Raw genomic sequence first — 26,979 nt, forward strand, 5'->3', positions numbered from 1 at the left:
GGCCGAAGATCGCACCTGAAAGGGCGAAAGGGATTATGATAACCTACAATTTCTCAAGCATTAAGCGGGTTTTGTAATCACATGTCGCTCTCTCTCGAAGACGTCCGCAAGATCTCCTCACTGGCCCGCCTCGACCTCTCGGAGAGCGACGCCGAAGCCACCCGCAGCAAGCTCAACGGCATCCTCGAACTCGTCGAACAGATGCAGGCAATCGACACCTCCGGGGTCGAGCCGATGAGCCATCCGCAAGACGTCGCCCAACGCCTGCGCGACGACGCAGTCACCGAAACCGACCGTCGCGACGACTTCCAACGCGTCGCACCCCAGACAGAAGCCGGCCTCTACCTGGTTCCCAAGGTCATCGAATGAATCCCTGCCGACCGCGTCCGCCCGCGCTGCGGCGGGGCGCGGTCGGCATGCTGCTCGCCACCGACACTGCACGACCCCTCCCATGATCAACGCCAGCCTTACCGAACTGCGTGCCGCACTCGACGCAGGCCAGACCTCAAGCGTGGAACTCGCAAACCTGTTCCTCGACCGGATTGACCGCCTCGACGGCACGCTGAACAGCTTCATCACCGTCGACCGTGCCCGCGCACTCGACGCTGCCCGAGCTGCAGACGCCCGTATCGCCACCGGCAGCGCCGGCCCGTTGACCGGCATCCCGATCGCGCACAAGGACGTGTTCTGTACCCAAGGGGTGCTGACCACTTGCGGCTCCAGAATGCTCTCGAACTTCGTGAGCCCGTATGACGCGCACGTCGTCGAGCTGCTGGGGCGCGCCGGTGCGGTGATGCTGGGCAAGACCAACATGGACGAGTTCGCGATGGGGTCGTCCAACGAGAACTCCCATTTCGGCGCAGTGCGCAACCCGTGGAACACCGACCGCATTCCGGGCGGCTCCAGCGGCGGGTCGGCGGCGGCGGTAGCCGCACGCCTGGTGCCGGCGGCAACCGGCACCGACACCGGCGGCTCGGTGCGCCAGCCGGCCGCACTGACCGGGGTGACCGGCATCAAGCCAACCTACGGCGTGGTCAGCCGCTACGGCATGATCGCCTATGCCTCCTCCTTCGATCAGGCCGGGGTGTTCGCCGCCTCAGCGGAGGATTGCGCGCTCATGCTGTCGGCGATCGCGGGCTTCGACCCGCGGGACTCGACCAGCCTCGAGCGCCCCGCCGAAGACTACAGCCTCGCCTTGCAGCAGAGCGCGGCCGAGCCGGCACGCCCGCTCGCCGGGTTGCGCATCGGTCTGCCCGAGGAGTTCTTCGGCGACGGTCTGGCGGCCGATGTGCGCGCCGCGGTCGAAGCCGCGATTGAAGAATACCGCCGGCTGGGCGCCACCACCGTGGCGGTGAAGCTGCCCAATGCGAAGCTCGCGATTCCGGCGTATTACGTACTCGCGCCGGCCGAGGCGTCGAGCAACCTGTCGCGCTTTGACGGTGTGCGCTACGGCCACCGCGCCGCCGAGTACGGCGACCTGGACGACATGTACCGCAAGAGCCGCGCCGAAGGTTTCGGTGCCGAGGTCAAGCGCCGCATCCTGGTCGGCACCTACGTGCTGTCGCACGGCTATTACGACGCCTACTACCTGCAGGCGCAAAAGCTGCGCCGGCTGATCGCCGAGGATTTCCGCGCCGCCTTCACGCAGTGCGACGTCATCGCCGGGCCGACCAGCCCGACCACCGCATGGGCGATCGGCGCCAAGACCGACGACCCGGTGCAGATGTACCTGTCGGACATCTACACCATCGCGGTCAACCTCGCCGGCCTGCCCGGCCTGTCGCACCCGGCAGGTTTCGGCGACGGTGGGCTGCCGGTCGGCCTGCAATTGATTGGCAACTACTTCGACGAATCCCGCCTGCTCGGCACCGCCCACCGCTACCAGCAGGCCACCGACTGGCACCTGCGCCGCCCGGCGATCGCCGCCTGAAAGAGAGTCACCCGACATGAGCAGAAACGACTGGGAAGTGGTCATCGGACTGGAAGTCCATGCCCAGCTCAACACCGCCTCCAAGATCTTCTCCGGCGCCTCGACCGCCTTCGGCAGCGAACCCAACCGCCAGGCCAGCGCGGTGGACATCGCACTGCCCGGGGTGTTGCCGGTGCTCAACCGCGGCGCGGTCGAACGCGCGATCCGCTTCGGCCTGGCGATCGACGCACAGGTCGCTCCGAAGAGCGTTTTCGCGCGAAAGAACTACTTCTACCCGGACCTTCCCAAGGGTTACCAGATCAGCCAGTTCGAGCTGCCAGTGGTTTCCGGCGGCACGATCACGATCCGCGTCGGCGAAGGTGACAAGGCCTACGAAAAGACCGTCAATCTCACCCGCGCCCACCTCGAAGAAGACGCTGGCAAGAGTCTGCACGAAGACTTCCATGGCATGAGCGGCATCGATCTCAACCGCGCCGGCACGCCGCTGCTCGAGATCGTCTCCGAGCCGGACATGCGTTCGTCGGCCGAAGCGGTGGCCTACGCCCGCGCGCTGCACGCACTGGTGCGCTGGATCGAGATCTGCGACGGCAACATGCAGGAAGGCTCGTTCCGCTGCGACGCCAACGTGTCCGTGCGCCGCCCCGGCGGGCCGCTCGGCACCCGGCGCGAGATCAAGAACCTCAATTCCTTCCGCTTCCTGCAACAGGCCATCGACTTCGAGGTCCAGTGGCAGATCGAGCGACTCGAGGACGGCGGCACAATCCAGCAGGCCACCGTGCTGTTCGACCCGGACACCGGTGAAACCCGGGTGATGCGGACCAAGGAAGACGCGCACGACTACCGCTACTTCCCGGACCCCGATCTGATGCCTCTGGTGATCGTCCCGGAATGGATCGACCGGGTCCGCGAGCAGCTCCCCGAATTGCCGGCCGCGATGAAAGCCCGCTTCATCGACGACTACGGCCTGTCCGCCTACGACGCGACCACGCTGACTGCCAGCCGCGAAGTCGCCACCTATTACCAGGCTGCCGTGGATGCCGCTGGCCAGGCGCAGGCCAAGACATGCGCCAACTGGGTCATGGGCGATCTGGCCGCAAGACTGAACAAGGCCGAACTCGATGTCACCGCCTCGCCGGTATCACCCACACAGCTCGCCGGCCTGGTCACCCGCATCGCCGACAACACCATCTCCAACGCCATCGGCAAGAAGGTATTCGACGCGCTGTGGAACGGCGAGGGTGACAGCGCTGACGACATCATCGAGGCGCAGGGTCTGAAACAGGTTACCGACAGCGGCGCGATCGAGGCGATGATCGACGAAGTGCTCGCCGCCAACCAGAAATCGGTGGACGAATTCCGGGCCGGCAAGGAAAAGGCCTTCAATGCGCTGGTTGGTCAAGTCATGAAGGCCAGCCGCGGCAAGGCCAACCCGGCACAGGTCAACGAAATCCTGCGCCGTAAGCTCGGCGGCTGATTCGCAACACGAGGATAACCACCATGAAGACCCCATTCTTGACCGTATGCATGAGTACGCTGCTCGTCGGCAGCGCATTCGCCCAGATTCCGGCAGACATGCCCCGGCCCGATCCCGGCCTGTGGCAGATGCAAACCTCCATCGTGCAGATGGGCGGCATGGGCATGAGCTATCGCGTGTGCATCGGCGACGATGTCGACGACCTGCTGATGCAACCCGAGGAAGACGTCGAGTGCCGCGACCTGAGCTACCGGCGAGACGGCAACCGCCTGATCTACAACGCGACCTGCGATGCAGACGGCTCGGAGGCCAAGGTCGAAGGCGTGTTCACAGGAGATGTCCGGCGGAGCTACCAGGGCAACATCACGACCACTTTCACGCCGCCTCTGGAAGGTATCGCACGCACCGACATGACACTGGAAGCGCAATGGGTCGGCGCCTGCGCTCCGGGCCAGCAAGCCGGGGACGTCATCATCGACGGTATGCCAGGCCTGCCCGGGATGGGCGAGATCGACCTCGAAGCGATCATGAAGCAACTCGAGCAAATGCAGCGACGCTGAACCCTGCGGCACCTGCCCCCGCTACTGGATCGATTCGCGAGGCGCCGATATGCGCCGACAGCGGCCCGAGGAGAAGCGCGAACCGGTGACACCCGCGAATTCCGGAGTTCCTGTAGCGGCGACGATATAATGACCTCACGATGGGTTAAGCACCGGGGGTCGTCCGAAATGTGTCAGCTGCTCGGCATGAACTGCAATGTGCCGACCGATATCTGCTTTTCCTTTACCGGCTTTCAAGCGCGAGGCGGGCTGACCGACCATCATCGCGACGGCTGGGGCATCGCGTTTTTCGAGGGAAAAGGCGTACGTGTATTCCTGGACCCGTGCGCAAGCATCGAATCCCCGGTCGCGGAACTGGTGCGAAACTATCCGATACGTTCGCTCAATGTCATCGCCCACATCCGCAAGGCGACGCAGGGTGAAATGCGTCTCGACAATACGCATCCTTTCCAGCGTGAGCTGTGGGGTCGCTACTGGATCTTCGCCCACAACGGCAATCTGATCGACTTTTCACCTCAGCTCGATGGCCGTTTCCGGCCGGTTGGCAGCACCGACTCGGAGCTCGCCTTCTGCCACATCATGCAGTCACTGGCATCGAGACACCCCGAAGGCATGCCTGCTCCGGATGTACTTCATCGCACGCTGCGCGATCTCGCGACGGAGATCGGCGGCCATGGCGAATTCAACTTCATGCTGTCCAATGGCGAACGCCTGTTCGCGCACTGCTCTTCACACCTTGCGTACATCGTGCGCAAGGCACCGTTTGCTGTCGCGCATTTGTCCGACCAGGATGTCGCGGTGGATTTCGAACGGCTCACCACGCCCCAGGACAGGGTTGCAGTCATCGCCACCACGCCGCTGACCGACAACGAGACCTGGACATTGATCGAACCCGGCAACCTGCTGAGCTTCAGCCACGGTGAACCGGAAGATCTCGGGGCAACAGAAACGCTCGCCTTCACGTCGCAATCTGTCACGAATTGATCACGTTTTTGCTTCGCAGCGCCATTCAGTGGGGATAAACTGTAAATTCGAGTAACCAAAGGTTATGGGGGCCTTCGCGACATGACCTGCCCGCTTTGCGTTCCCGTGGCCGAAACCGTGTTGTGGCAGGATGAGGCGTGCCGTGTCATCGCCGTGGATGACCAGGCGTTTCCCGGTTTTTGCCGGGTGGTGTGGTCGGCCCACGTTGCCGAGATGTCGGATCTGCTGCCTGCCGAACGGCAACACCTTCTTGACGTGGTGCTCGCAACCGAAAAGGCACTGCGCAGCCTGATGCAACCCGACAAGATCAATCTCGCCAGTCTTGGCAACCTGGTGCCCCACTTGCACTGGCACGTGATCCCAAGGTTCCGCGACGACGCTAATTTTCCGGACCCGATCTGGGCTCCTGTCCGCCGTGACGGCACCGGACGGACGGCACCACCTGGCGAGCTGCTGGCTCAGGCCATCGAATCATCGTTACGTGAAACCTGACAAACACAATCAACAACAAGAATGATGCTGCACGTGGAGAACTCATGGACTATCGCAATCCGGCCGAATGCCTTGACCTGCTGAAACGGCTGAATCCGGTCAACGTCGATGAAACCCAGAAGTCGCTGTCCGACATGGTCAGCGGACTGCTCGACGGCACCGCACCATCGAACCAGCACCTGGAGGTACTCGAAGCCGCACGGGAAACGATAACCCTGGTCCAGGCTGAACTGGCCAAGCGGTATGCCTCCCGTTCACTGCCACCCGACAGCATCGAGAACGCCACTCTGAAGCGCGTGGTGGCGCTGTGGCGCAACCTCGCCGAATCCTATGCGGAAATCACTCGCCGGGACGCCACCTCGGGCACGCTCGACGACCAGCGCGCACTGCTTGCCCAGCGTCGGGTCCATTACAAAGGGCTTGCCCTGCTCGAATACTTCCGCGCACACCGTGCGGTACCAATCGGCATGTGGGCCGAACTGCAAGAGAGCTTCTCGATGGCCGAGGCACAGGGTGTCGCCGACATCCGGGTCGCAGACACGCTCAACCAGATCTGGCGGGCGCAGAGCGCGACCGAAGCTTTCATCACTTTTCTGCTGGTCGACCTCTCCAACCCTTTCGGGCGGGGAGAGCGGGAGTTCAACTGGATTTGTCGCTGGTCGCAGCGCTTTGCGCCTTACTGCACTTTGCTCGGCGCCAAGGATGCCGATCCGGCCGTCAAGCCGACCAGCTACGGGATAGACCTTGCAGCCGACCACGGCCTGCGCCCCATCGGTGTGCTGAACGCGACAAGCAAGACCTTGCGACGCTTCGATGGCAGCAGGCTCGCGGGCCAGATTCAGGCGGTGCTCGGGCAGCTCAAGCAAGGGGTGACTCCAGCGTCTCTCGGCCTGGGGTCGGATTGTGCTGCCGAAGCAAGCGCAAAGCTGTTGCTGTCGCTTTACCGCCCCTGGGGTCTGGCGTCGGTCGGACGCCGCTTTCCCCGCCGCGGCGGACGCGGCCATGTTGAGCTGACCGGAGACTGGCTTGCGATCGGTTTTCACGTGCAGGGAAAGCTGTTCGAACAGCCGGGCGGGGCACCGGTCACGCGCAGTCTGCGCAGTGACATCACTTTGCTGACTTTTGGCGAACGGGCTGATGGCCGCAACCTGGACGACGTCGAACTGCAGCGACGTCGCGAGGCCGACAAGCTCGGCTTCGTCTGCGGCCGTTGGGAAATAAGAGATCAGTCGGTAGGGGGCTTCCGCCTTTCCCAGCTGCAGTCCCCAGAGCGCCTCGAGCATCATCAACTCGTCGGCTTGCGCCCTGCTGACGGCGGCCACTTCCTGCTTGGCCAGATCAGCTGGCTGATGTTTCACGATGACGGCATGCTCGAGGCCGGGATCAACATGCTGAATGGTATCCCGCGTGTTGTCGCCGTTCGCCAGGTGGGCATGCAGGCCACCGTGCGCGGTGCGTATCAGCAGGCTTTCAGCCTTCCGGAGACGCCAGCCCTCAAGCGGCCGCGGTCGCTCGTTCTTCCGGCCGGCTGGTTCCAGCCGCACCGTGTAATCGAGATCCACGATGGCGAAGTCAAACAAGTGCGACTGACCACGCTGTTGCAGCGTGGCGCCAACTACGACCAGGTCGCCTACGAAGCAGTCACATCGAGCACTTGAGTGCTCGCCTCAATGACGGAGCCGATTCGCCGGGAAGACAACGCTGAACCGGCTCCCCTTGCCCGCTTCGCTCTCGATTTGAAGCTCACCGTGATGCCTTGAGAGGATGTGCTTGACGATCGCCAGGCCGAGACCGGTGCCTCCGGTCTCGCGTGAGCGGCTCCGGTCCACCCGGAAGAAGCGCTCGGTCAGACGACTGATGTGTTCAGGTGCGATTCCGATACCGTTGTCTTCGACCGTGAACTCGGCACCCTTGCGGGTATGCTGCCAGCCAATGCTGATCGTTCCGCCCGGTTGCGTGTAACGCACCGCGTTGCTCGCGAGGTTGGCGAATGCCGAGTGCAGTTCCTTCTGGCTGCCCAGCAACTGGTCGCCTTCATCACGCTCGTCGATCAGCAGCTTGACCTCATGCCGACCGGCAGACAACAACTCTGCCTCCTGATGGACCTTGCGCACGAGGTCGAGAACGCTGACGCGCTCTTCCCGCGGCGGCGGCGCGCCGGTTTCCAGCGCGGACAGCGCCAGCAAGTCCTCGATCAGGCGCTGCATGCGCACGGACTGCTCGAGTGCGAGATTGAGATAACGTAGAACGTCCTCGCGCGGCAGGTCATCCAGCCCGTCCATCACCGTCTCCACGAAACCACCAACCACGGTGAGCGGTGTGCGTAGCTCGTGCGAGACGTTGGCAATGAAGTCGCGGCGCATCGTCTCCAGCTTCTCTATCTGGGTGATATCGCGCGACACCAGCATTTGCCGGTCTTCGGCAAAGGGAACCCGCTGAATCATGAGGCGGATCGCGGGCCTGCGCGGAGACGGAATCACCAGGGGCTCATCTGACGGCCCTTTCTCGAGGTAGCTCAACAGCTCAGGGTGGCGCACCAGTCCGACCAGCGGATGCCCCAGGTCGGATAGGTGATTGAGCCCGAAGTGCTGCTCGGCCTTCTGGTTGATCCATTCGATACGACCGTCGTCACCGAGGTAGATGACGCCATCGGGCATCGCCTGACTGGCGGCACGGAAGCGCTCGAGCGAAGCGACCAGTTTGTCGTGTCGCTGCTGCAGATCTCGCAGTCGCTGGTCGAGCCGTTTGAAAACCGGCGCCCACTCGCCGCTACCCTCGGGTACCTGTTGCGCGTCCTCCAGCCAGAACTGCAGGCGCGCCAGGTTGAGCAAATGCCGGAAAATGATCGCCAGCATTCCGAACATGATTACGGCAACGGCCAACCCGGAGCCGACAGACCACAGCGTGGCAAGGCCAAGCAAGCCGGTGGCGGCCAGTGCATAAAGAGTCGGAATCCAGACGGGACGTGAGGGAGGCGGCATGATCGATGTTAGTGCGGCATCGCTGCTCATTGTACGCGCGCTGCGGACGCAACCGCCCTCCGCATCAGCGGACTTGATGGTGGACGCCCACCACCGGTCTGCGCTGTCGCGTGCCCCCGGGACGACGGCGACGATCAGTTTTCAGGTGTTGCTTTCGAGCTGAGTGGAGAACCGGTAGCCACTGCCGCGCACGGTCTGCACGAGTGCGTCATGGCCGGTTTGTTCGAGAGCCGAACGCAACCGGCGGATATGCACATCCACCGTGCGCTCCTCGACGAACACATGGTCACCCCACACGCGATCGAGCAGTTGGGTGCGCGAATGCACCCGCTCGGGATGCGTCATGAGAAAGTGCAGCAGCCGGAACTCGGTCGGGCCCAGAGACAGCGACTGACCGTTCGCACTGACGCGGTGCGTGCTCGGATCCAGGCGAATGCCACCGGCCTCGACCGGGTCGTCGGTGACCTGCGGGGCGCGCCGACGCAATACCGCCTTGATGCGGGCAACGAGCTCTCGCGGGCTGAACGGTTTGGTGATGTAATCGTCCGCGCCGGTATCCAGTCCAACCACCTTGTCCTGCTCTTCGCCGCGGGCGGTCAGCATGATGATCGGCACCGGCCGGGTTCGCTCGTCCGCGCGAAGCCGGCGCGCCAGCTCAACACCCGACATGCCGGGCAGCATCCAGTCGAGCAGGATGAGGTCCGGCAAGGCCTCGCGCACCATGCGCTCGGCGGTTTCCGCGTCCGAGACCCGCACCACGTGGTGGCCCGCTCGGGTGAGATTCACCGCTATGAGCTCCTGGATCGCAGGCTCGTCTTCTACAAGAAGAATATTGGCAGGCATGACTGCTCCCTCTGTGAGAGCCTGCAGTGTATTGCAGCTATTTGACGTTTTTGTGACAACATAAACCGCTCCGCCCGACACACTCCCGCTTGCACGACCGCCGACCCGCAAGGGCTTTAACGGCCGGGGATTCGGGTATGATTGGGACCCCAACCCAAAACCTGGTTCACCCCTCGCCATGGCCGGACTAGACAAGAACACACCGATCCCCACCGACATCACGATGCATCGCAAGTCACGACTGCTCGAGATCACATTCGACGACGGCAATCGCTTTTCGCTGCCGTTCGAGTTTTTGCGAGTCTACTCTCCCTCCGCGGAGGTGCGCGGTCACGGACCGGGGCAGGAGGTGCTGCAGGTCGGCAAGCAGGATGTCTACATCACCGGTCTCGACCCTGTAGGCAACTATGCGATCAAACCGACGTTTTCGGACGGGCACGACAGCGGCTTGTATTCCTGGGACTACCTCTACATGTTGGGCAGTCGCTACGAGGCGTTGTGGGAAGAGTACCTCGCACGCCTCGAGGCCGAGGGCGCGAGTCGCGACCCGGCTCTCGCGCCTCCGCCCGCCCCGAAATCGAGTGGTTGTTCAAAGCACTGAGCATGAGCGATAACAAGACACACTTCGGCTTTCAGTCGGTCCCCGAGGCCGAGAAGAGCAAACACGTCGAAAAGGTTTTTTCGTCGGTGGCGAATCGCTACGACATCATGAACGACTTGATGTCGCTCGGACTTCACCGCCTCTGGAAAACATTCACGATCCAGATTTCCGGCGTGGGACCGGGCGACCGCGTGCTCGACGTCGCCGGCGGCACCGCCGATCTGTCGCTCGCCTTTTCCCGCAAGGTCGGTTCAAGCGGACAGGTATGGCTCACGGATATCAACCATGCGATGCTCGCGCGCGGGCGTGACCGGCTGATCGACAACGGATTCAACGGGCCAGTCGCACAGTGTGACGCCGAGAAGCTTCCGTTTCCGTCAAACTGGTTCGATTGCGTGACCGTTGCTTTCGGCCTGCGCAACATGACCCACAAGGACCAGGCGCTTGCAGAAATGCTTCGCGTGCTGCGACCCGGCGGGCGTCTGCTGGTACTCGAGTTCTCCAAGGTATGGGGTCCGCTGGCGCCGGCGTACGACTTCTATTCGTTCAAGATTCTCCCGTGGATGGGGCAGCGCGTGGCGAATGACGCCGACAGCTACCGCTATCTGGCGGAATCGATCCGGATGCACCCATCCCAGGACGAGCTCAAGCAGTTGATGGAACAAGTCGGTCTCAAGCGAGTCGACTACTTCAACATGACCGGTGGTGTGGTCTGCCTGCACCGCGGCTACAAGATGTGAGCCTGGGCGCTCGCGTTTTCCGATTTCGTTTCAAGGAGTCCATAACAAGATGAAGCATCTAGTGATCAGTTTCGTCGTCGCCATCTTCGCTTTCGCCGGATTCGTGCCTGATGCCGAAGCGCGTCGGCTGGGCGGGGGCAGCAGCTTCGGCATGCAACGCCAGGCAACCCCGCCGTCCCAACCCCGGCAACCTGCGGCCACGCCTCAGCGCCAGGGCCAGGGTGCGGCAGCACAACAGGGCGGTCGCTCCTGGATGGGTCCGATCGCGGGCCTCGCTGCAGGTCTCGGCCTTGCCGCCCTGTTCTCGCACCTCGGGTTGGGCGAGGGGTTCGCCTCCTTCGTGCTCATCGCACTGATGGTGCTCGCCGCGGTCATGCTCTTCCGCATGCTGTCGCGTCGTGCCGCTGCAAACCAGGGCGGCCGTAACGGACAAATGCAGTTCGCAGCCGCCGGTCAAGGCGCCGGCCGCCCCGAGCCCGCCGCGCCGTTTCATCAACCGATGAGCGCCAGCGCTTCGGTGGCACCCGCGGTTGCCAGTCAGCACCCTGATTTCGATGCAGAAGGCTTCGCCCGCCAGGCCAAGGTCAACTTCATCCGCCTGCAAGCCGCACACGATGAGGGCAACCTCGACGATATCCGCGAGTTCACCACACCCGAGATGTTCGCCGAGATCCGCATGCAGATGAACGACTTCCACACCCCCGGGCAGCGGACCGATGTCGTGGAGCTCAACGCCGAGGTCATCGAGGTCGAAGAGGAGGAGAGCCGTTACGTCGTCAGCGTGCGTTTCAACGGCCTCCTGCGTGAAGAAGCCGGTAGCGCGCCGACGGCCTTCGACGAAATCTGGCATCTCACGAAATCGAAGGTCTCCGACCGCGGCTGGCTGATTGCCGGCATCCAGCAAGTTGCCTGAGCACGCGATGGTCTAACGCTTCGGTCTGCACGGCGCTGGTCTCCCGGCGCCGTGCAGACCGCTGCGACACAACTTCCGGTGGCCGTACGAGCGCAAACCTGATTAGCAGGTACTCAGCTCGGCATGGGGAAGTGCTGGATGGTAAGGGCTTTACTCTTCGCGCAGGTGTCAGATCGCCCCAAGCCGATGGCCATTGGTGTTGCCTTCCAATTCATAACCCGATTCAGATGCAACTACCCGCAGCCCTCCTGATCGCACCGCTGAATCATGTACTGGCTGGCAACGCCTGGGCGCTGGAACGTCTTCGTCCTCATGGTGGAGCCGTCGTCTGGATTCACCTGGACGCGCTGGAACTCAGGCTCGAGATCGACCCCCAGGGGCTGTTTGCCGCCAACACCAGCGAAGTCGAACCCGATGTCACGATCACGGTGCCACTTGCGTCCGTACCCAAGTTCGCCTTTGAAGATCAGCAAAATGCGATGGGTGCGGTTCGGCTTTCGGGCAACGCTGAATTGGCCGACACAGTCGCGTTCGTGCTCCGCCATCTCGAATGGGACGTCGAAGCCGACCTGGCCGGATTCGTCGGTGACATCGCAGCCCACCGCATCGTCGGCGGATTTCGCCGGCTCACACCGGTGCCACGACGGGCGGCCGAATCTGTCGCCGACAACCTGCGTGACTACCTTGTCGAAGAGCAGCCCCTGCTCGTTGGGAAGGCAGCCGTCGCGCCGGTCGATTCCGACGTCCGAGCCTTGCGAGACGACATCGCACGACTCGAAAAGCGGATCTCCCGGCTAGCCCGGATTCCTCGCAGCGGCGCGTAGCAAAAACTAAAAAAGGCGACCCTCGGGCCGCCTTCTTCAGTCTATCCGCAAAGCGGATCAGTGACCGCGCTTCTTCAGCTTCTGGATTGCAGCGATTTGCGCAATCGCTTCCATCAGCTCGGCCTGAGCCTTCACATAATCGATCTTCGCCGCCTGGCTCTTCAACGCTTCTTCGGCCTTCTTCTTGGCTTCGAGCGCCTTGGCCTCGTCCAGATCTGCCCCGCGGATGGCGGTGTCAGCAAGCACGGTGACCAAACCCGGTTGCACTTCGAGAATGCCACCCGCCACGAAGATCAGCTCTTCGTCGGTTTGATTCGGTACCTTGACTCGAACGGCACCCGGCTTGATGCGTGTCATCAGCGGCATGTGCCCAGGCAGAATGCCGAGCTCCCCGGTTTCGCCGGGCAGCGCGACGAATTCGGCCAGACCGGAGAAGATCTCTTCTTCCGCGCTGACGACGTCGACGTGAACCGTCATTGCCATAATGGTGTCCTCTTGGTTACTGTGAGCCGGTGTTCTTCACCGGCCCACAGGTCAGCCTTACAGCTTCTTGGCTTTTTCCATTGCCTCTTCGATGCCGCCCACCATATAGAAGGCCTGCTCGGGGAGGTGGTCGCATTCGCCGCTGACGATCATCTTGAAGCCGGCGATGGTGTCCTTGAGCGACACATACTTGCCCGGCGAGCCGGTAAACACCTCGGCGACGTGGAAGGGCTGCGACAGGAAGCGCTGGATCTTACGTGCGCGGCCGACCGCCAGCTTGTCTTCCGGCGACAGTTCGTCCATACCGAGAATCGCGATGATGTCGCGCAGTTCCTTGTACTTCTGCAGGGTCTGCTGTACCTGACGTGCGACGTTGTAGTGCTCTTCACCGACGACCAGCGGATCGAGCTGACGGCTCGTGGAGTCGAGCGGGTCGACTGCCGGGTAGATACCCAGCGCAGCGATGTCACGCGACAGCACGACGGTCGAGTCAAGGTGCAAGAAGGTCGTTGCGGGCGACGGATCGGTAAGGTCATCCGCCGGCACGTAAACCGCCTGGATCGAGGTGATCGAACCCACTTTGGTCGAGGTAATCCGTTCCTGGAGGCGACCCATCTCTTCAGCCAGCGTCGGCTGGTAGCCCACCGCGGAAGGCATACGACCCAGAAGCGCGGACACTTCGGTACCGGCCAGGGTGTAACGGTAGATGTTATCGACGAAGAACAGGATGTCACGGCCTTCGTCGCGGAAACGCTCGGCCATGGTCAGGCCGGTCAGCGCGACACGAAGACGGTTGCCCGGGGGCTCGTTCATCTGACCGAACACCATCGCAACCTTGTCGAGAACGTTCGACTCCTTCATCTCGTGGTAGAAGTCGTTGCCCTCACGGGTACGCTCACCCACACCGGCAAACACCGACAAACCCGAGTGCTGCTTGGCGATGTTGTTGATGAGCTCCATCATATTGACGGTCTTGCCCACGCCAGCACCACCGAACAGTCCGACCTTACCGCCCTTGGCAAACGGGCAGATCAGATCGATAACCTTGATGCCGGTTTCGAGCAGCTCGACCGACGGGGAAAGTTCGTCGAACTTCGGCGCGGCATTGTGAATTGCGCGCTTCTCGTCGGTTTCGATGTCGCCGGCTTCGTCGATCGGACGGCCCAGCACGTCCATGATGCGACCCAGGGTGCCATGACCAACAGGCACCGAAATCGGTGCACCGGTGTCTGACACCTTCATGCCGCGGCGCAGGCCGTCAGTGGAACCCAGTGCAATGGTCCGCACCACGCCGTCACCGATCTGCTGCTGCACCTCGAAGGTCAGACCCGGCTCGGCGAACGAGCTGTCGGATTCCTCGAGTTTCAGCGCGTAATAGACTCGCGGCATCGCTTCGCGCGGGAACTGGATATCCACCACCGCGCCGATACACTGAACGATCGTACCAGTACTCATCGTCGTTTCCTTAAATCAAAATTCGTTAGACCGCCGCGGCACCGCCGACGATTTCGGACAATTCCTTGGTGATCGCAGCCTGGCGGGTCTTGTTATAGACCAGTTGCAGTTCTCCGATCACGTTCTTCGCATTGTCCGACGCAGCCTTCATCGCAACCATTCGCGCGCTCTGCTCCGACGCCATGTTTTCCGCCACCGCCTGATACACCAGTGCCTCGATGTAACGAAGCAGTAGTTCATCAATGACGACCTGCGGATCCGGCTCGTACAGGTAGTCCCAGGACGCGTCCGGCGTGCCGAGCTTCTCGCCCGTCAGCGGCAGCAACTGGTCAAGCACCGGCTCCTGCTTCATCGTATTGACGAAGCGGGTGTAGGCGATATGCACCGAGTCAAGCTCACCTTTCTGGAACAGGTCGAGCATGATCTTGACCGGCCCGATCAGATTTTCCAGATGCGGCGTGTCGCCGAGTTGAACCACCTGCGACACGACCTTGGCGCCCATGCGTTGCATGAAGCCAAGGCCCTTGTTGCCGATGCAGCATGCCTGGATCGAGGCGCCGGCGGCGTCCCATTCCTTCATCGCGCCCAGCGCAACCCGTTGGATGTTGGTGTTGAGACCGCCACACAATCCCTTGTCAGTGGTGACGAGGATCAAGCCAACTCGCTTGTTCTCGGCTTTACGGACGAGGAACGGGTGCTTGTAGTCGGTAACGTTGGCCTGCGAAAGATTCGCAGCGAGGCGGCGGATCTTCTCGGCGTACGGACGGGCGGACCGCATCCGTTCCTGCGCCTTGCGCATCTTGGATGCGGCCACCATCTCCATGGCCTTGGTGATCTTGCGCGTGTTCTGCACGCTCTTGATCTGGGTTCGGATTTCCTTACCGCTTGCCATAATGCGTCTCCGTCAGCGGGCTCAGGACCAGCTCTTCTTGAACTCCTGGACCGCACCGGCGAGTTCCTTCTCGCCATCGGCGTCGAGTTCACGCTTGTCGAGAATCCGGGAAATCAGGGCCGAATGCTTGGACTTGACGTGATCGAGCAGCCCGTGCTCGAACTTGAGCAAGCGGTCCACCTCGATATCATCGAAGTAGCCGTTATTCACCGAGTAGAGCACGATCGCCATCTCGGCAATCGACATCGGCGAGTACTGCTGCTGCTTCATGAGTTCGGTCACGCGACGGCCACGCTCGAGCTGCTTGCGGGTCGCATCGTCAAGATCGGATGCAAACTGGGCGAAGGCTGCGAGTTCGCGATACTGCGCCAAGTCGGTACGGATACCACCGGAGAGCTTCTTGATGACCTTGGTCTGCGCGGCGCCACCAACGCGCGACACCGAAATACCGGCGTTGATCGCGGGACGGATACCAGCGTTAAACAGGTCGGTCTCGAGGAAGATCTGGCCGTCGGTAATCGAGATCACGTTGGTCGGAACGAACGCGGACACGTCACCGGCCTGGGTTTCGATGACCGGCAGTGCGGTCAGCGAACCGGTCTTGCCCTTGACTTCGCCGTTGGTGAACTTCTCAACGTAGTCGGCATTCACGCGCGCGGCGCGCTCGAGCAGACGGGAGTGGAGATAGAACACGTCACCGGGGTAGGCTTCACGGCCCGGCGGACGACGCAGCAGCAGGGAGACCTGACGATAGGCCCAGGCTTGCTTGGTAAGATCGTCATAAACGATGAGCGCGTCCTGGCCGCGATCGCGGAAGTACTCGCCCATGGTGCAGCCGGCGTAGGCCGACAGATACTGCATCGCGGCCGACTCGGATGCCGATGCGGCAACGACGATGGTGTACTCAAGAGCGCCGTGCTCTTCGAGCTTGCGCACCACGTTGTTGATGGTCGAGGCTTTCTGACCGATCGCAACGTAGACGCAGAACATGTTCTGGCCTTTCTGGTTGATGATCGCGTCGACAGCGACCGCGGTCTTGCCGGTCTGACGGTCACCGATGATCAGCTCGCGCTGGCCACGACCGATAGGCACCATCGAGTCGACCGACTTGAGACCGGTTTGAACCGGCTCGGACACCGACTGGCGGGCGATGACGCCCGGGGCGACCTTCTCGATCTTGTCGGTCAGCTTGGCGTTGATCGGGCCCTTGCCGTCGATCGGCTGGCCAAGTCCATTGACCACGCGGCCCAACAGCTCGGGACCAACCGGCACTTCGAGGATTCGACCGGTCGCCTTGACCGTCGAACCTTCGGTGATGTGCTCGTACTCGCCGAGCACAACGGCGCCGACGGAGTCGCGCTCGAGGTTGAGTGCCAGACCGAAGGTGTTACCCGGAAACTCCAGCATTTCGCCCTGCATCACATCCGCAAGACCATGCACGCGGCAGATGCCGTCAGTCACCGAAACCACCGTGCCTTCATTCCGCGACGCTGCAGCAAGCTGCAGGTTCTGGATGCGGCTCTTAATCAGATCACTGATTTCAGAGGGGTTGAGTTGCATTTACGTATGCTCCTAGTTCTTAAGCGCAGCGGCCATGTTCGCGAGCTTGCCGCGGACCGAGGTGTCGATGACGTCGTCGCCGACCGCGATGCGGACACCCCCGATGAGTTCGGGGTCGAGGCTGACCTTGACATTGAGCCGGGCCTTGAAGCGGGCTTCAAGATCGGACTTCATGGTCGCCAGGATGGCATCGTCGATCGGGAAGGCGGAGGTGATGAGCGCCTCCTTGACACCTTCGTGATCGTTCTTGCGTCGAACGAAAAGGTCACGGATCTCGGGAAGCACCTTGAGGCGTTCGTTCTCGACGAGTAGGCGTACAAAGTTCTGCTGATCCTGATTCAGGACTTCACCGGCAACCCCTACGACCAGACCATGAAGTTGGTCATCGGTCAGGTTAGGGTCGCCGATGCATTCCTGCATCGCCGGATCGGCCACGATTGCAGCCAGCTTTGCGAGTGCTTCCGACCAAGGCCCCAGCGCATCGGCCCCTTTAGCCAGCTCGAAGGCGGCATCGGCATAGGGACGCGCGATGGTGACGTTCTCGGCCATGACTTATTGCAGTTCCTGTTTCAGGTTGGCAAGCAGATCGGCGTGAGCCTTGGCGTCGATCTCGCGACGCAGAATCTGCTCTGCACCGGCAACGGCGAGAAGAGCGACCTGCTCACGGAGATCTTGCTTGGCACGCTGGGCGGCGGCGGCGGCTTCGCCTTCGGCGGCTTCACGCGCCTGGGCGATGATGCGGTTGGCTTCGGCACGGGCGTCTTCGAGCACCTTGGCGCCCTGCTTTTCGGCAGTCGCGCGCACGTCACCCGCTGATTCGCGAGCTTTGCGCATCTCTTCGACAGCCTTCTTCTCCGCGAGTGCGAGGTCGGCCTTGGCCTTGTCCGCAGCTGCCAGCCCGTCGGCGATTTTCGCCGCACGCTCATCGAGTGCCTTCATGATCGGCGGCCACACGAATTTCATCGTGAACCAGCCGAGAATGAAGAACACAACGATCTGGGCTATCAGGGTTGCGTTCAAATTCACTGTTCTTGGCCCTCGGTTGAGTTGTAGTGGAGACCGATCAGGCTACGAACGGGTTGGCGAAGGCGAACATCATCGCGATACCGACGCCGATCAGGAACGCAGCGTCAATCAGACCAGCCAGCAGGAACATTTTGGTCTGCAGGGCGTTCATCAGCTCGGGCTGGCGAGCGGAAGCTTCGAGGTATTTGCTGCCCATGATGCCGATACCGATACACGCACCGATAGCACCCATACCAATGATCAGACCAGAAGCCAGCGCGACGAGACCCAGGGTAAGTTCCATGACAACTCCTTCAATTAAAGGTAACTAAGTAAAAACTCGCGATGATACAGAAATCAGTGTGATTCATGCGCCTGGCCGACATACACCAGGGTGAGCATCATGAAGATGAATGCCTGCAGCACGATGATCAGGATGTGGAAGATCGCCCAGATGGAGCCTGCGATCAGATGACCGATGAAGCCCATGACAGTTGCAGTACCACCGAGCAGCGCGATCAGCACGAAGAGCAGCTCACCGGCGAACAGGTTGCCGAACAGACGAAGACCGTGCGACACCGTTTTGGCGAGGTACTCGATCATCTGCATGATGAAGTTGATGGGCCACAGCACCGGGTGGTTGCCAAAGGGTGCGGTAAAGAGCTCATGGATCCAGCCGCCGAAGCCCTTGATCTTGATGCTGTAATAGAAGCACAGCAGCAACACGGAGATGGACATCCCGAGCGGCACGTTGATGTCGGCCGTCGGCACGATACGCATGTAGCCGTAGGCGACCGCAGGATCGCCGCCAAGCGCGGGCAGCAAGCCGTTCTCCCAGATCATCGGGAACAGATCGACCGGGATGAGATCCATGAAGTTCATCAGGAACACCCAGATGAACACGGTCAGCGCGAGGGGCGCGACGAACTTGCGGGACTCGGCACTATGGACGATGCTCTTGGCCTGGTCATTGACCATTTCGACCATGAGCTCGACAAAGCCCTGGAACCGGCCGGGCACACCCGAGGTGGCGCGCTGCGCGAGGCGCCACAGCACGACGACGGTGAGAATGCCGAGACCAAAACCCCAGAAAACGGAGTCGATGTTGATGACACTCCAGTCGACGACGTCCTGCTGAGCCTTACCGGTTAGAGTCAGGTTGGTCAGGTGATGTACGACGTACTCTGAAGCGGTGGGAGCGTTTCCAGCCATGTTATGTCTTCACCAAAAAAGCAAATAAATTCGCCTTCAGCACCAGAATCAAACCGACGAACAGACCCCCCCAGTGGAGATCCGCGTACAAGGCTCGAGCCAGCACCAACAATCCCACAATCGTCGCGAGCTTGAAGAACTCTCCGACGAAGAAGCCGGCCACGGACGCATTGCCCGTGCGCTTCGCCACAAGACTCAGCCGGAACGCGAAAACCGCGTTGGGCAGCAAGCAGGCCAAGCCTGCGATCGCCGCCGACGCCGCACCATGCACCCCGAAAAAAACGGCCGCGATGGCCGTTGCGACGAGGGTAGCGCCGAGCTGCAGGAACACCACTTTGATCATGGATCCGCGTGGCGCGAAGCGGGCGATGCGCCGACCGTCATGTGTAAACTGGGTGAATGGTAGGGGTTAACCACGACCAAGTCAAATCCGTGTGCAATGCAACATCGGTCATGGGTCTTATAAAAGACAGCCCTTGAACACGGTTTACGATCTGTGAATAAACGGTGCGATCGAGAGCAGTGATAACCTCGCGCTGATGAGTTCCAAGGGCAGACAATGATCAGAACGGCAAAGGCGGGGCGGCGCGAAATCTTCGGCTGGAGCATGTTCGACTTCGCCAATCAGGCCTACACGTTGTTGATCATCACCGTGATCTTCGGCGACCTCTACACCCGGATCGTAGTGGGAGACTCGCCAGACTATCGCCTGGGCAACCTGTTATGGTCGCTGGCGCTGTGTCTGAGCTATGCGATCGTAGTGGTGACCGCACCGCTTCTCGGCGCGATGATGGATTATGCGCGCGCGAAGAAGCGCCTGCTGTTTACGAGCTACGTGATCACGGTGCTGAGCACTGGCATGCTGTATTTCGTCGCGCCCGGCTACATCTGGCTGGGTTTCTTGCTCATCGTGGTCTCCAACACCGCTTATTCCGCAGGCGAGTCGTTCATCGCGAGCTTTCTGCCGTTTCTCGGCGAGCCTCGCGAGCTGGGCAAGATCTCCGGCCTGGGCTGGGCGCTGGGCTACGCGGGCGGCCTGGTCTCGGCCGGTTTCGTGCTGCTCTTTCTCGGCGCGGTGACGTTCGAAAATTTCGAGCGCATCCGCTGGGTCGGCCCCTTTGCCGCCGTTTTCTTTCTGCTGGCGGCGATTCCGACCTTCATCTGGCTTCGCGAGCCCGCAGTCGGGGTGAGACACGAGCTCGGCACGGATGTGGTGGCCGAAGGCTATCGCAGGCTGCTGGTCACCGTGCGCTCGGTCGCACGCTATCCGGATCTTGCCCGCTTGTTCCTGTCCATCCTGTTCGCGATGGCGGGGGTCTATGTGATCGTGGCTTTTTCGTTCATCTACGGCGCACAGGTCATAGGCTGGAGCGAGGGCACGCGAAACCTGATGTTCGTCGTCGTGCAGATCACCGCCCTGGTGGGCGCGCTCGCGTTTGGCTGGCTTCAGGGCTGGCTGGGCGGCCGACTGACCTACGCGCTCACGCTCATTCTGTGGATTCTTGCGATTCTCGCGATCTACTTCGTTGCCGAGCTGACGGCATGGCTCGACCAGTCCTTCGGGCTGTCGCTGGAGGTGGAGCAGGTGTTCCTGTTCGCCGGCCTGCTGTCGGGACTCAGCCTCGGATCGAGCCAATCGGTCGGCCGCGCGCTGGTGGGCATGTTCTCTCCCGAGCATCGGGCTGCCGAACTGTTCGGGTTCTGGGGATTGTTCACCAAGCTCGCCGCGATTTTCGGCATCTTTGGCGTCGGTCTGCTGCAATGGGCGTTCGGACTCCAGGGTGCGGTGCTGTTCTGCATCCTGCTTTTTGCAGCGGCACTGATCCCGCTTGCCGGCATCGACGAGCAGCGCGGCGTCGCCGCGGCGCACGACTGACGCGCTGGCAGACCGCTTCAACCGCGCTATTTCAAGCGCGCGAGCAATCCATCGAGCTGGTCGAGATTGCCGAAGCGGATGCTGACCTCGCCGGCACCCTTGCGGTTGGCCTTGATACGCACGGTCGCCCCAAGGTTGTCGGAAACCTCCTCCTGCAGGCGGAGCAGATCGCGATCGACCGGCTGGGACGCCTTGTTCGGACGGGGGTTGAGCAGGCGCTGCACCATGCGCTCGGTTTCGCGCACCGAGAAGCCGCGGGTCGCGACGAGATTGGCGATCTGGATCTGGCTTGCCGGATCGAGCGGCAGCAGTGCCCGTGCGTGACCCATGTCTAGATCGCCAACCATCAGCAGCTCCTGCACCGGTTTGGCGAGCTGCAGCAGGCGCAAAAGGTTCGATGCTGCCGGACGGGAGCGGCCTACCGCATCGGCCGCCTGCTGATGGGTCATGGCAAACTCGTCGATGAGACGCTGAATGCCGGCTGCTTCCTCAAGAGGATTGAGATCCTCGCGCTGGATGTTCTCGATGAGCGACATCGCCAGCGCCGCTTCATCGGGTATCTCTCGCACCAGGCAGGGAACTTCGCCGAGCCCGGCCAACTGCGCGGCGCGCCAGCGCCGCTCACCGGCAATGATCTCGTGACGGCCACCGCCCACCGGACGAACCAGGATGGGCTGCATCACACCCTGCTCCTTGATCGACGCCGCGAGCTCCTCGAGCGAACCCGGGTCCATACGGGTGCGCGGCTGGTACTTGCCGGACCGCAGGCTGTCGATGGCGAGGGTCTGCAATTCGCCTTGAGGCGTTTCGTCTTCGCGGTTACCCGCCAGTAGGGCATCGAGCCCCCGACCGAGGCCCTTGAGCTTGGGTGGTGTCATGCTTGTTCGTTCCGTGTGTGGGTCACAACGTCTTCATGCGTTCGATCATCTCGTGGGCGAAGGCCATGTAGGCTTGGGCGCCCTTGGACGACGGGTCGAATACCACGCCGGGCATGCCATGGCTGGGGGCCTCGGCAAGACGCACGTTGCGCGGGACCACGGCGTTGAAGACCTTGTCACCGAAATGGCTCTCGAGCTGGGCGGAAACCTGCTGCTGCAGTGTCATGCGCGGGTCGAACATCACCCGCAACAGGCCGATGATCTTCAGGTCGCGATTGAGATTGGCATGGACCTTCTTGATGGTATTGACCAGATCCGACAGCCCTTCGAGCGCATAGTACTCGCATTGCATCGGGATGATCACGCCGTGCGCCGCACACAGTCCGTTCAGGGTGAGCATCGACAGCGATGGCGGGCAATCGATGAGCACGAAATCGTAGGCCTCGGCAGCGTCGGCGAGTGCCTGCTTCAGCCGGCGCTCACGGTGCTCGAGGTCAACCAGCTCGACTTCAGCCCCGGCGAGATCGCGGTTGGCCGGCAGCACATCGAAACCACCGCTCGGCGATGTCGTGCGCACGTCGTCCAGTGCGGCCAGCCCGACGAGCAGATGGTAGATCGAGCGATCCAGCTCGCGCTTGTCGACGCCGCTCCCCATGGTCGCGTTGCCCTGAGGGTCGAGATCGACCAGGAGGGTACGCTGACCGGCGCCGGCCAGCGCCGCGGCGAGATTCACGCAGGTCGTGGTCTTGCCAACGCCACCTTTCTGGTTGGCGACACAGAAGATTCGGGCCATCAGTCGGTTTCCAGGATCACGAGATGTCGCTCCGCGCCCAGGCCGGGCACGTCGAGCGAATGGGTTTCGACGACGCGTACGTCATCAGGGAGTCGGGCAATTTCGGCGTCGGGTCGCACGCCCTTCATCGCCAGCAGACGCCCTCCAGGACGGATCAGGTGACGGGTGAGCCGAACGAAATCGGCGAGTTCGGTGAAGGCACGCGAAATGACTGCATCGAAACCCGCCTCGGGGCGCACGTTCTCGACCCGCTCGTTGAGCACCACGAAGTTGGTCAAGCCCAGCTCGATGCGCGCCTGCTGCTGGAAGCTCGCCTTCTTGCTGACGGTCTCGATGGAAGTCACCGACAATGCGGGCCGGGCGATCGCCAGCACGATACCGGGCAGGCCGCCGCCGGAACCAGCGTCGGCAATCGTCCCGATACCCTCGAGATGCGGCACCACCGCCAGCGAATCGAGCAAATGATGGGTCAGCACCTGCTCCGGGTCGCGGATCGCGGTGAGGTTGTAGACCCGGTTCCACTTGGCGAGCAGCGCAGCATAATCGAGCAGACGCTTGCGTGCTTCGGGCGAGAGCGCAAGTCCAAGCCGCAGCAGGCCGGCCTCAAGACCGCTTTCGATGTTCATGCGGACTTCTTCTCGCCGGCGATCGCGTCGCGCATCATTTCCTTGCGCTTGAGCCACACGAGCAGCAGGGACACCGCCGCCGGCGTCACGCCCTGGATTCGGCTGGCCTGGCCTATGGTCTCTGGCCGATGTTGATTGAGCTTTTGTTGCACCTCTCGCGACAGACCGCGCACCTCGGCGTAATCGAAGTCCACAGGCAGGCGCGTCGACTCGGCCTGCAATGTGCGCGCGACTTCGTCCTGCTGACGATCGATGTAGCCCTGATACTTCGCGGCGATTTCGATCTGCTCGACGACGGCGGGTTCGGTCTCCGGTTGCTCGGGTGCACCTGGCAGCGACATCAGATCGGCATACGCGACGCCCGGCCGGCGCAACAGATCAAAGTAGCGGTACTCGCGTTCGAGCGTCTTGCCGAAAACACGCTCCGCCTCGCTCGCCGGTATGCGGTCGGGCAAGGCCCAGGCCGCGCGCAACCGCGCGGTCTCCCGCTCGATGGCTTCGCGTTTTGCGCAGAACGCTGACCACCGGGCATCATCGACGAGGCCGAGCTCGCGGCCCTTCTCGGTGAGGCGCAGGTCGGCGTTATCCTCACGCAGTTGCAGTCGATATTCGGCCCGCGAGGTGAACATGCGATAGGGCTCGGACACGCCACGGGTAATCAGATCGTCGACCAGGACACCGAGATAGGCTTCGTCGCGGCGCGGACACCAGGGTTCACGACCGGAGACCTGCAGCGCGGCGTTGGCACCGGCGAGCAGGCCTTGCGCTGCGGCTTCTTCGTAACCCGTGGTGCCGTTGATCTGGCCAGCGAAGAACAGGCCGGCAAAGGTCTTGGTTTCGAGTGACGACTTGAGATTGCGCGGGTCGAAGTAGTCGTACTCGATTGCGTAGCCCGGGCGCAGGATATGGGCGTTTTCCATGCCGCGGATCGAGCGCACCACCGCGAGCTGCACATCGAAAGGCAGCGAGGTCGAGATGCCGTTAGGGTAGAGCTCGTGCGTCTCCAGCCCCTCGGGCTCAAGAAAGATGTTGTGGCTGGTCTTGTCGGCGAAGCGATGAATCTTGTCTTCGATCGACGGACAGTAACGCGGCCCGACGCCTTCGATGATGCCGGAGTACATCGGCGACCGATCGAGATTGGCCCGGATGATGTCGTGCGTGCGTTCGTTGGTGTGCGTGATCCAGCAGGGCAACTGACGTGGGTGCTGATCGGCCGAGCCGAGAAAACTGAACACCGGCACCGGATCGTCGCCCGGCTGCTCCTGCATCACCGAGTAGTCGACGCTGCGGCCGTCGATGCGCGGTGGCGTGCCGGTCTTGAGTCGACCTTGCGGCAGGGCCAGCTCCTTCAGGCGCCGGCCCAGCGAGATCGCCGGCGGATCGCCCGCGCGACCGGCCGAGAAGTTTTCGAGACCGACATGGACCAGACCGTTGAGGAAGGTACCCGCGGTCAGCACCACCGCCGGCGCCTCGAAACGGATGCCGAGCTGGGTGACGACACCGGTAACGCGATCGCCCTCTACGGTGATGTCGTCCACTGCCTGCTGGAACAGGGTCAGGTTCGGCTGGTTTTCAAGCCGGCGACGGATCGCAGCCTTGTACAGCACCCGGTCAGCCTGCGCGCGGGTTGCCCGCACCGCCGGTCCCTTCGAGGCATTGAGAATCCGGAACTGGATGCCACCTTCGTCGGTGGCCGCAGCCATCGCGCCGCCGAGGGCGTCGACTTCCTTGACCAGGTGACCCTTGCCGATGCCGCCGATCGACGGGTTGCAGCTCATCGCACCAAGGGTTTCGATGTTGTGCGTGAGCAGCAGCGTGTTCGCGCCCATGCGCGCGGCCGCGAGCGCAGCCTCGGTCCCGGCGTGGCCGCCGCCGACTACGATGACATCGAAACGGGTGGGAAAAATCATGAAAGCCCCGGTGCGCCCAAGCATTCGGAAAGGCACCGGATTTTACGCTGTTGCAACGCAAAAGCCTAGCGTCGAAAAGCGCTGTTTCACGATTTTTCCATTGCGGAACATTGGTTTGCAACAGAAGCCGCGCGACGTCGCAGCCACGCGGTTTGCAGTGCTCACTTCAGCGCGGCAAGTGCTGCAGCGTAGTTGGGCTCTTCCTTGATTTCGTGCACCAGCTCCGAGTGAATGACTTTGTTGTTCTCGTCGAGCACCACGACCGCGCGTGCGGTCAGGCCAGCCAAGGGCCCGGAGGTGATTTCGACACCGTAGTCGTGCATGAACTGACGGCCACGCATCGTTGACAGGCTGACCACGTTGGCCAGGCCTTCGGTTTCGCAGAAACGCTTCATCGCGAAAGGCAGGTCGGCAGCAACGACCAGCACCACGGTATTGGCAAGCGCGCCAGCGTCGCCGTTGAACTTGCGGGTGGAGGTGGCACACACGGGCGTGTCCAGACTCGGCACGATATTCAGCACCTTGCGCTTGCCAGCAAAGGTGTCGAGAGTGACGTCGGCAAGATCGGTCCCGACGAGTGAAAAACCGGGGGCGGAATCGCCAGGTTGCGGGAATCGGCCGGCGACGTCGATGGGATTGCCAGCGAGGGTCACGGTGCTCATGTTGTCATCTCCTGTGAATTAGGTATTTGCTCGACGACGGGCTTGCTCCGACCCGTTCGACCAGGGCTTGTTCTCACTTGCGCTGGCGAATGAGAACAAGCCTCAGAGATTGCAGCAGAATCCGCCGGCATACAAGCGCAACGGCGAAGGGGTTTCTGGGATAATCCCGAACTCGATGTTCCGACATCAACCGGTGGTCTGTGTACCGCCATTTAAAGCCATGATCCGGACCTGTGCCCGGCATGGCATCCATTAAGCCCCGGCGCATCCCGCCCCGGGGTGGCTGAAGACCACAGGCTGAAAATCTGCGGTCTCCGACAATTGGGAGCAACACGTGCGTACATTCGCATCTTCTTCACGGAGAGGCTTTTTGCTCTCCGCGGCCGCGTTTGCGCTGGCCTCATCACTTGCCCTGTCGCCGACCGACGCCGTCGCGCAGGCAACCCCCGCCAAGCTGATCATCACCGCGATTCCCGACGACGGCGACGCCGACCGGATGCGCGAGAACTTCGGCGCGCTGGCCCGTCATCTGGGTGAAGCAGTCGGGATTCCGGTCGAGTACATGCATGTCGAGAACTACGCCGCCAGCGTCACCGCGCTGGCCACCGGTCGTGCCCATGTCGCCTGGCTGGGCGCGGTGACCACCGCGCAGGCCTACATGCAGATGGGTGATGCGATGACGGTGCTCGGATGCCGCGACATCGACAAGGGCTTTGTCACCTACTACATCGCCAACCCGGCGACCGGACTGAGCACGGTCGGGAGTCTCGGCGAACTCGCGAGCGCGGCCGAGGGCAAGGGCTGGAGCTTCACCTTCGGCAGCAAGAGCAGCACCTCGGGCCACATGATGCCGCGCAAGTTCTTCCTCGACGAGGCTGGCGTTGCGCCGGAGCGGGTGTTCCGCACGGTGGCCTACTCGGGCAGCCACGACGTGGTGATGCAGATGGTGGCCGATGGCACGCACGATGTCGGCGCATTGAACTACGCCTCCTGGGACAAGGCAGACGACGCGCTCAAGGCACGCGCGCCCATCGTCTATACCTCGCCCCCCTTCACCAACTACGCACTGGTCGCCCGCAGCGATCTCGGCCCGGAGCTGGTCGGCAAGCTGCGCGAGGCCTTGCTGGCGATCTCGCCGGACAGCGAACCGGGTGCACAGGTGCTGCAGTACCTGAAGGCCGGTCGCTTCATCGAGGCCGACATGTCGGAGTGGATGGGGTATGTGGAGTTGCTGGAGTCGGGGATTGATATCGGGGGGTGAGGGTTGAGGCTTGCTGCTGTGCTG

General features: G+C 62.3%; 29 protein-coding genes. 13 read left to right on the forward strand and 16 right to left on the reverse strand.

Translation table 11 applies throughout. The annotated features are described in order from the left end of the window. Nucleotides 1–81 precede the first annotated feature (81 nt). The 7 genes from gatC (at nucleotide 82) to GPA21_RS02170 (ending at nucleotide 7,098) form a co-directional block, all read left to right on the forward strand. Entirely contained in the window at nucleotides 82–369 is a 288-nt protein-coding gene (gene gatC / locus GPA21_RS02140; protein WP_168986565.1) for an Asp-tRNA(Asn)/Glu-tRNA(Gln) amidotransferase subunit GatC, read from the forward strand. Between the two features lie 82 nt (nucleotides 370–451). Continuing rightward, complete coding sequence (gene gatA, locus GPA21_RS02145; protein WP_168986566.1) at nucleotides 452–1,930, forward strand: Asp-tRNA(Asn)/Glu-tRNA(Gln) amidotransferase subunit GatA; 1,479 nt, start codon at nucleotides 452–454, stop codon at nucleotides 1,928–1,930. 16 nt (nucleotides 1,931–1,946) lie between these two features. Next, nucleotides 1,947–3,404, forward strand: a complete 1,458-nt coding sequence (gene gatB, locus GPA21_RS02150; RefSeq protein ID WP_168986567.1) for an Asp-tRNA(Asn)/Glu-tRNA(Gln) amidotransferase subunit GatB — start codon at nucleotides 1,947–1,949, stop codon at nucleotides 3,402–3,404. Nucleotides 3,405–3,427: 23 nt separating this feature from the next. After that, nucleotides 3,428–3,964, forward strand: coding sequence for a DUF3617 domain-containing protein (locus tag GPA21_RS02155; RefSeq protein ID WP_168986568.1), 537 nt, complete (start codon nucleotides 3,428–3,430; stop codon nucleotides 3,962–3,964). Nucleotides 3,965–4,132: 168 nt separating this feature from the next. Then, the gene (locus GPA21_RS02160; RefSeq protein WP_168986569.1) at nucleotides 4,133–4,948 is read left to right on the forward strand and encodes a class II glutamine amidotransferase; all 816 of its coding nucleotides are present in this window, start codon (nucleotides 4,133–4,135) and stop codon (nucleotides 4,946–4,948) included. 81 nt (nucleotides 4,949–5,029) lie between these two features. After that, complete coding sequence (locus tag GPA21_RS02165) at nucleotides 5,030–5,440, forward strand: HIT family protein (RefSeq protein ID WP_168986570.1); 411 nt, start codon at nucleotides 5,030–5,032, stop codon at nucleotides 5,438–5,440. 44 nt (nucleotides 5,441–5,484) lie between these two features. After that, nucleotides 5,485–7,098: a hypothetical protein gene (locus tag GPA21_RS02170; RefSeq protein ID WP_168986571.1), complete on the forward strand. Its 1,614-nt coding sequence runs from the start codon at nucleotides 5,485–5,487 to the stop codon at nucleotides 7,096–7,098. A gap of 9 nt (nucleotides 7,099–7,107) precedes the next feature. Here the strand turns inward: GPA21_RS02170 and phoR are convergent, their stop codons facing one another. Both phoR and phoB read right to left on the reverse strand, forming a co-directional pair. Beyond that, nucleotides 7,108–8,451, reverse strand: coding sequence for a phosphate regulon sensor histidine kinase PhoR (phoR, locus tag GPA21_RS02175; protein WP_246261702.1), 1,344 nt, complete (start codon nucleotides 8,449–8,451; stop codon nucleotides 7,108–7,110). 111 nt (nucleotides 8,452–8,562) lie between these two features. Beyond that, entirely contained in the window at nucleotides 8,563–9,264 is a 702-nt protein-coding gene (gene phoB, locus GPA21_RS02180; protein WP_168986572.1) for a phosphate regulon transcriptional regulator PhoB, read from the reverse strand. Between the two features lie 178 nt (nucleotides 9,265–9,442). Here phoB and GPA21_RS02185 point away from each other — a divergent pair, with 178 nt between their 5' ends. The 4 genes from GPA21_RS02185 to GPA21_RS02200 all read left to right on the forward strand — a co-directional run bounded on the left by GPA21_RS02185 (nucleotide 9,443) and on the right by GPA21_RS02200 (nucleotide 12,342). After that, nucleotides 9,443–9,865: a gamma-butyrobetaine hydroxylase family protein gene (locus GPA21_RS02185; protein WP_168986573.1), complete on the forward strand. Its 423-nt coding sequence runs from the start codon at nucleotides 9,443–9,445 to the stop codon at nucleotides 9,863–9,865. A 2-nt stretch (nucleotides 9,866–9,867) separates the two neighbouring features. Next, nucleotides 9,868–10,605: a bifunctional demethylmenaquinone methyltransferase/2-methoxy-6-polyprenyl-1,4-benzoquinol methylase UbiE gene (gene ubiE / locus GPA21_RS02190; protein ID WP_168986574.1), complete on the forward strand. Its 738-nt coding sequence runs from the start codon at nucleotides 9,868–9,870 to the stop codon at nucleotides 10,603–10,605. A gap of 49 nt (nucleotides 10,606–10,654) precedes the next feature. Then, nucleotides 10,655–11,518, forward strand: a complete 864-nt coding sequence (locus GPA21_RS02195) for a Tim44 domain-containing protein (protein ID WP_168986575.1) — start codon at nucleotides 10,655–10,657, stop codon at nucleotides 11,516–11,518. Nucleotides 11,519–11,745: 227 nt separating this feature from the next. Next, nucleotides 11,746–12,342 (forward strand): ubiquinone biosynthesis accessory factor UbiJ, encoded by a 597-nt coding sequence (locus GPA21_RS02200; protein WP_168986576.1) that lies wholly within the window; start codon nucleotides 11,746–11,748, stop codon nucleotides 12,340–12,342. 57 nt (nucleotides 12,343–12,399) lie between these two features. Here GPA21_RS02200 and GPA21_RS02205 read toward each other — a convergent pair whose 3' ends face one another. Genes GPA21_RS02205 through GPA21_RS02245 form a run of 9 tightly spaced genes read right to left on the reverse strand, consistent with a single transcriptional unit; the run spans nucleotide 12,400 to nucleotide 19,292 of the window. Further along, on the reverse strand, nucleotides 12,400–12,825 hold the full coding sequence (locus GPA21_RS02205; protein WP_168986577.1) for a F0F1 ATP synthase subunit epsilon: 426 nt from the start codon (nucleotides 12,823–12,825) through the stop codon (nucleotides 12,400–12,402). A gap of 57 nt (nucleotides 12,826–12,882) precedes the next feature. Further along, nucleotides 12,883–14,280, reverse strand: coding sequence for a F0F1 ATP synthase subunit beta (gene atpD, locus GPA21_RS02210; RefSeq protein ID WP_168986578.1), 1,398 nt, complete (start codon nucleotides 14,278–14,280; stop codon nucleotides 12,883–12,885). Nucleotides 14,281–14,305: 25 nt separating this feature from the next. Continuing rightward, a complete protein-coding gene (atpG, locus tag GPA21_RS02215; protein WP_168986579.1) occupies nucleotides 14,306–15,172 on the reverse strand; it encodes a F0F1 ATP synthase subunit gamma in 867 nt (288 codons plus the stop codon). A 21-nt stretch (nucleotides 15,173–15,193) separates the two neighbouring features. Continuing rightward, nucleotides 15,194–16,732, reverse strand: coding sequence for a F0F1 ATP synthase subunit alpha (gene atpA / locus GPA21_RS02220; RefSeq protein ID WP_168986580.1), 1,539 nt, complete (start codon nucleotides 16,730–16,732; stop codon nucleotides 15,194–15,196). 12 nt (nucleotides 16,733–16,744) lie between these two features. Continuing rightward, complete coding sequence (locus tag GPA21_RS02225; RefSeq protein WP_168986581.1) at nucleotides 16,745–17,281, reverse strand: F0F1 ATP synthase subunit delta; 537 nt, start codon at nucleotides 17,279–17,281, stop codon at nucleotides 16,745–16,747. A 3-nt stretch (nucleotides 17,282–17,284) separates the two neighbouring features. Next, nucleotides 17,285–17,758: a F0F1 ATP synthase subunit B gene (locus tag GPA21_RS02230; protein WP_168986582.1), complete on the reverse strand. Its 474-nt coding sequence runs from the start codon at nucleotides 17,756–17,758 to the stop codon at nucleotides 17,285–17,287. A gap of 37 nt (nucleotides 17,759–17,795) precedes the next feature. Beyond that, entirely contained in the window at nucleotides 17,796–18,041 is a 246-nt protein-coding gene (gene atpE, locus GPA21_RS02235; protein ID WP_168986583.1) for a F0F1 ATP synthase subunit C, read from the reverse strand. 53 nt (nucleotides 18,042–18,094) lie between these two features. Continuing rightward, nucleotides 18,095–18,949, reverse strand: coding sequence for a F0F1 ATP synthase subunit A (gene atpB / locus GPA21_RS02240; RefSeq protein WP_168986584.1), 855 nt, complete (start codon nucleotides 18,947–18,949; stop codon nucleotides 18,095–18,097). Nucleotide 18,950: 1 nt separating this feature from the next. Then, nucleotides 18,951–19,292, reverse strand: coding sequence for an ATP synthase subunit I (locus GPA21_RS02245; RefSeq protein WP_168986585.1), 342 nt, complete (start codon nucleotides 19,290–19,292; stop codon nucleotides 18,951–18,953). A gap of 216 nt (nucleotides 19,293–19,508) precedes the next feature. Between GPA21_RS02245 and GPA21_RS02250 the strand changes: the two genes are divergently transcribed. Then, nucleotides 19,509–20,825, forward strand: a complete 1,317-nt coding sequence (locus GPA21_RS02250; RefSeq protein ID WP_168986586.1) for an MFS transporter — start codon at nucleotides 19,509–19,511, stop codon at nucleotides 20,823–20,825. A 26-nt stretch (nucleotides 20,826–20,851) separates the two neighbouring features. On the opposite strand, the gene GPA21_RS02255 is transcribed toward GPA21_RS02250, so the two are convergent. The 5 genes from GPA21_RS02255 to tpx form a co-directional block, all read right to left on the reverse strand. After that, the gene (locus GPA21_RS02255) at nucleotides 20,852–21,703 is read right to left on the reverse strand and encodes a ParB/RepB/Spo0J family partition protein (RefSeq protein WP_168986587.1); all 852 of its coding nucleotides are present in this window, start codon (nucleotides 21,701–21,703) and stop codon (nucleotides 20,852–20,854) included. Nucleotides 21,704–21,725: 22 nt separating this feature from the next. Then, complete coding sequence (locus tag GPA21_RS02260) at nucleotides 21,726–22,496, reverse strand: ParA family protein (protein ID WP_168986588.1); 771 nt, start codon at nucleotides 22,494–22,496, stop codon at nucleotides 21,726–21,728. Next, nucleotides 22,496–23,122: a 16S rRNA (guanine(527)-N(7))-methyltransferase RsmG gene (gene rsmG, locus GPA21_RS02265; protein ID WP_168986589.1), complete on the reverse strand. Its 627-nt coding sequence runs from the start codon at nucleotides 23,120–23,122 to the stop codon at nucleotides 22,496–22,498. The genes GPA21_RS02260 and rsmG overlap by 1 nt, the downstream gene beginning before the upstream one ends. Continuing rightward, nucleotides 23,119–25,032, reverse strand: a complete 1,914-nt coding sequence (mnmG, locus tag GPA21_RS02270) for a tRNA uridine-5-carboxymethylaminomethyl(34) synthesis enzyme MnmG (protein ID WP_168986590.1) — start codon at nucleotides 25,030–25,032, stop codon at nucleotides 23,119–23,121. Before mnmG ends, rsmG begins: the two co-directional genes overlap by 4 nt. Nucleotides 25,033–25,193: 161 nt before the next feature. Further along, the gene (gene tpx, locus GPA21_RS02275; protein ID WP_168986591.1) at nucleotides 25,194–25,694 is read right to left on the reverse strand and encodes a thiol peroxidase; all 501 of its coding nucleotides are present in this window, start codon (nucleotides 25,692–25,694) and stop codon (nucleotides 25,194–25,196) included. A 370-nt stretch (nucleotides 25,695–26,064) separates the two neighbouring features. Here tpx and phnD point away from each other — a divergent pair, with 370 nt between their 5' ends. After that, nucleotides 26,065–26,955 carry a phosphate/phosphite/phosphonate ABC transporter substrate-binding protein gene (gene phnD / locus GPA21_RS02280; RefSeq protein ID WP_168986592.1) on the forward strand — a complete coding sequence of 297 codons (891 nt, stop codon included), beginning with the start codon at nucleotides 26,065–26,067 and terminating at the stop codon, nucleotides 26,953–26,955. The last annotated feature ends 24 nt before the right edge of the window (nucleotides 26,956–26,979 follow it).

This window comes from Azoarcus taiwanensis (genome assembly GCF_012910885.1).
In the GTDB taxonomy this organism is placed as follows: domain Bacteria; phylum Pseudomonadota; class Gammaproteobacteria; order Burkholderiales; family Rhodocyclaceae; genus Azoarcus_F; species Azoarcus_F taiwanensis.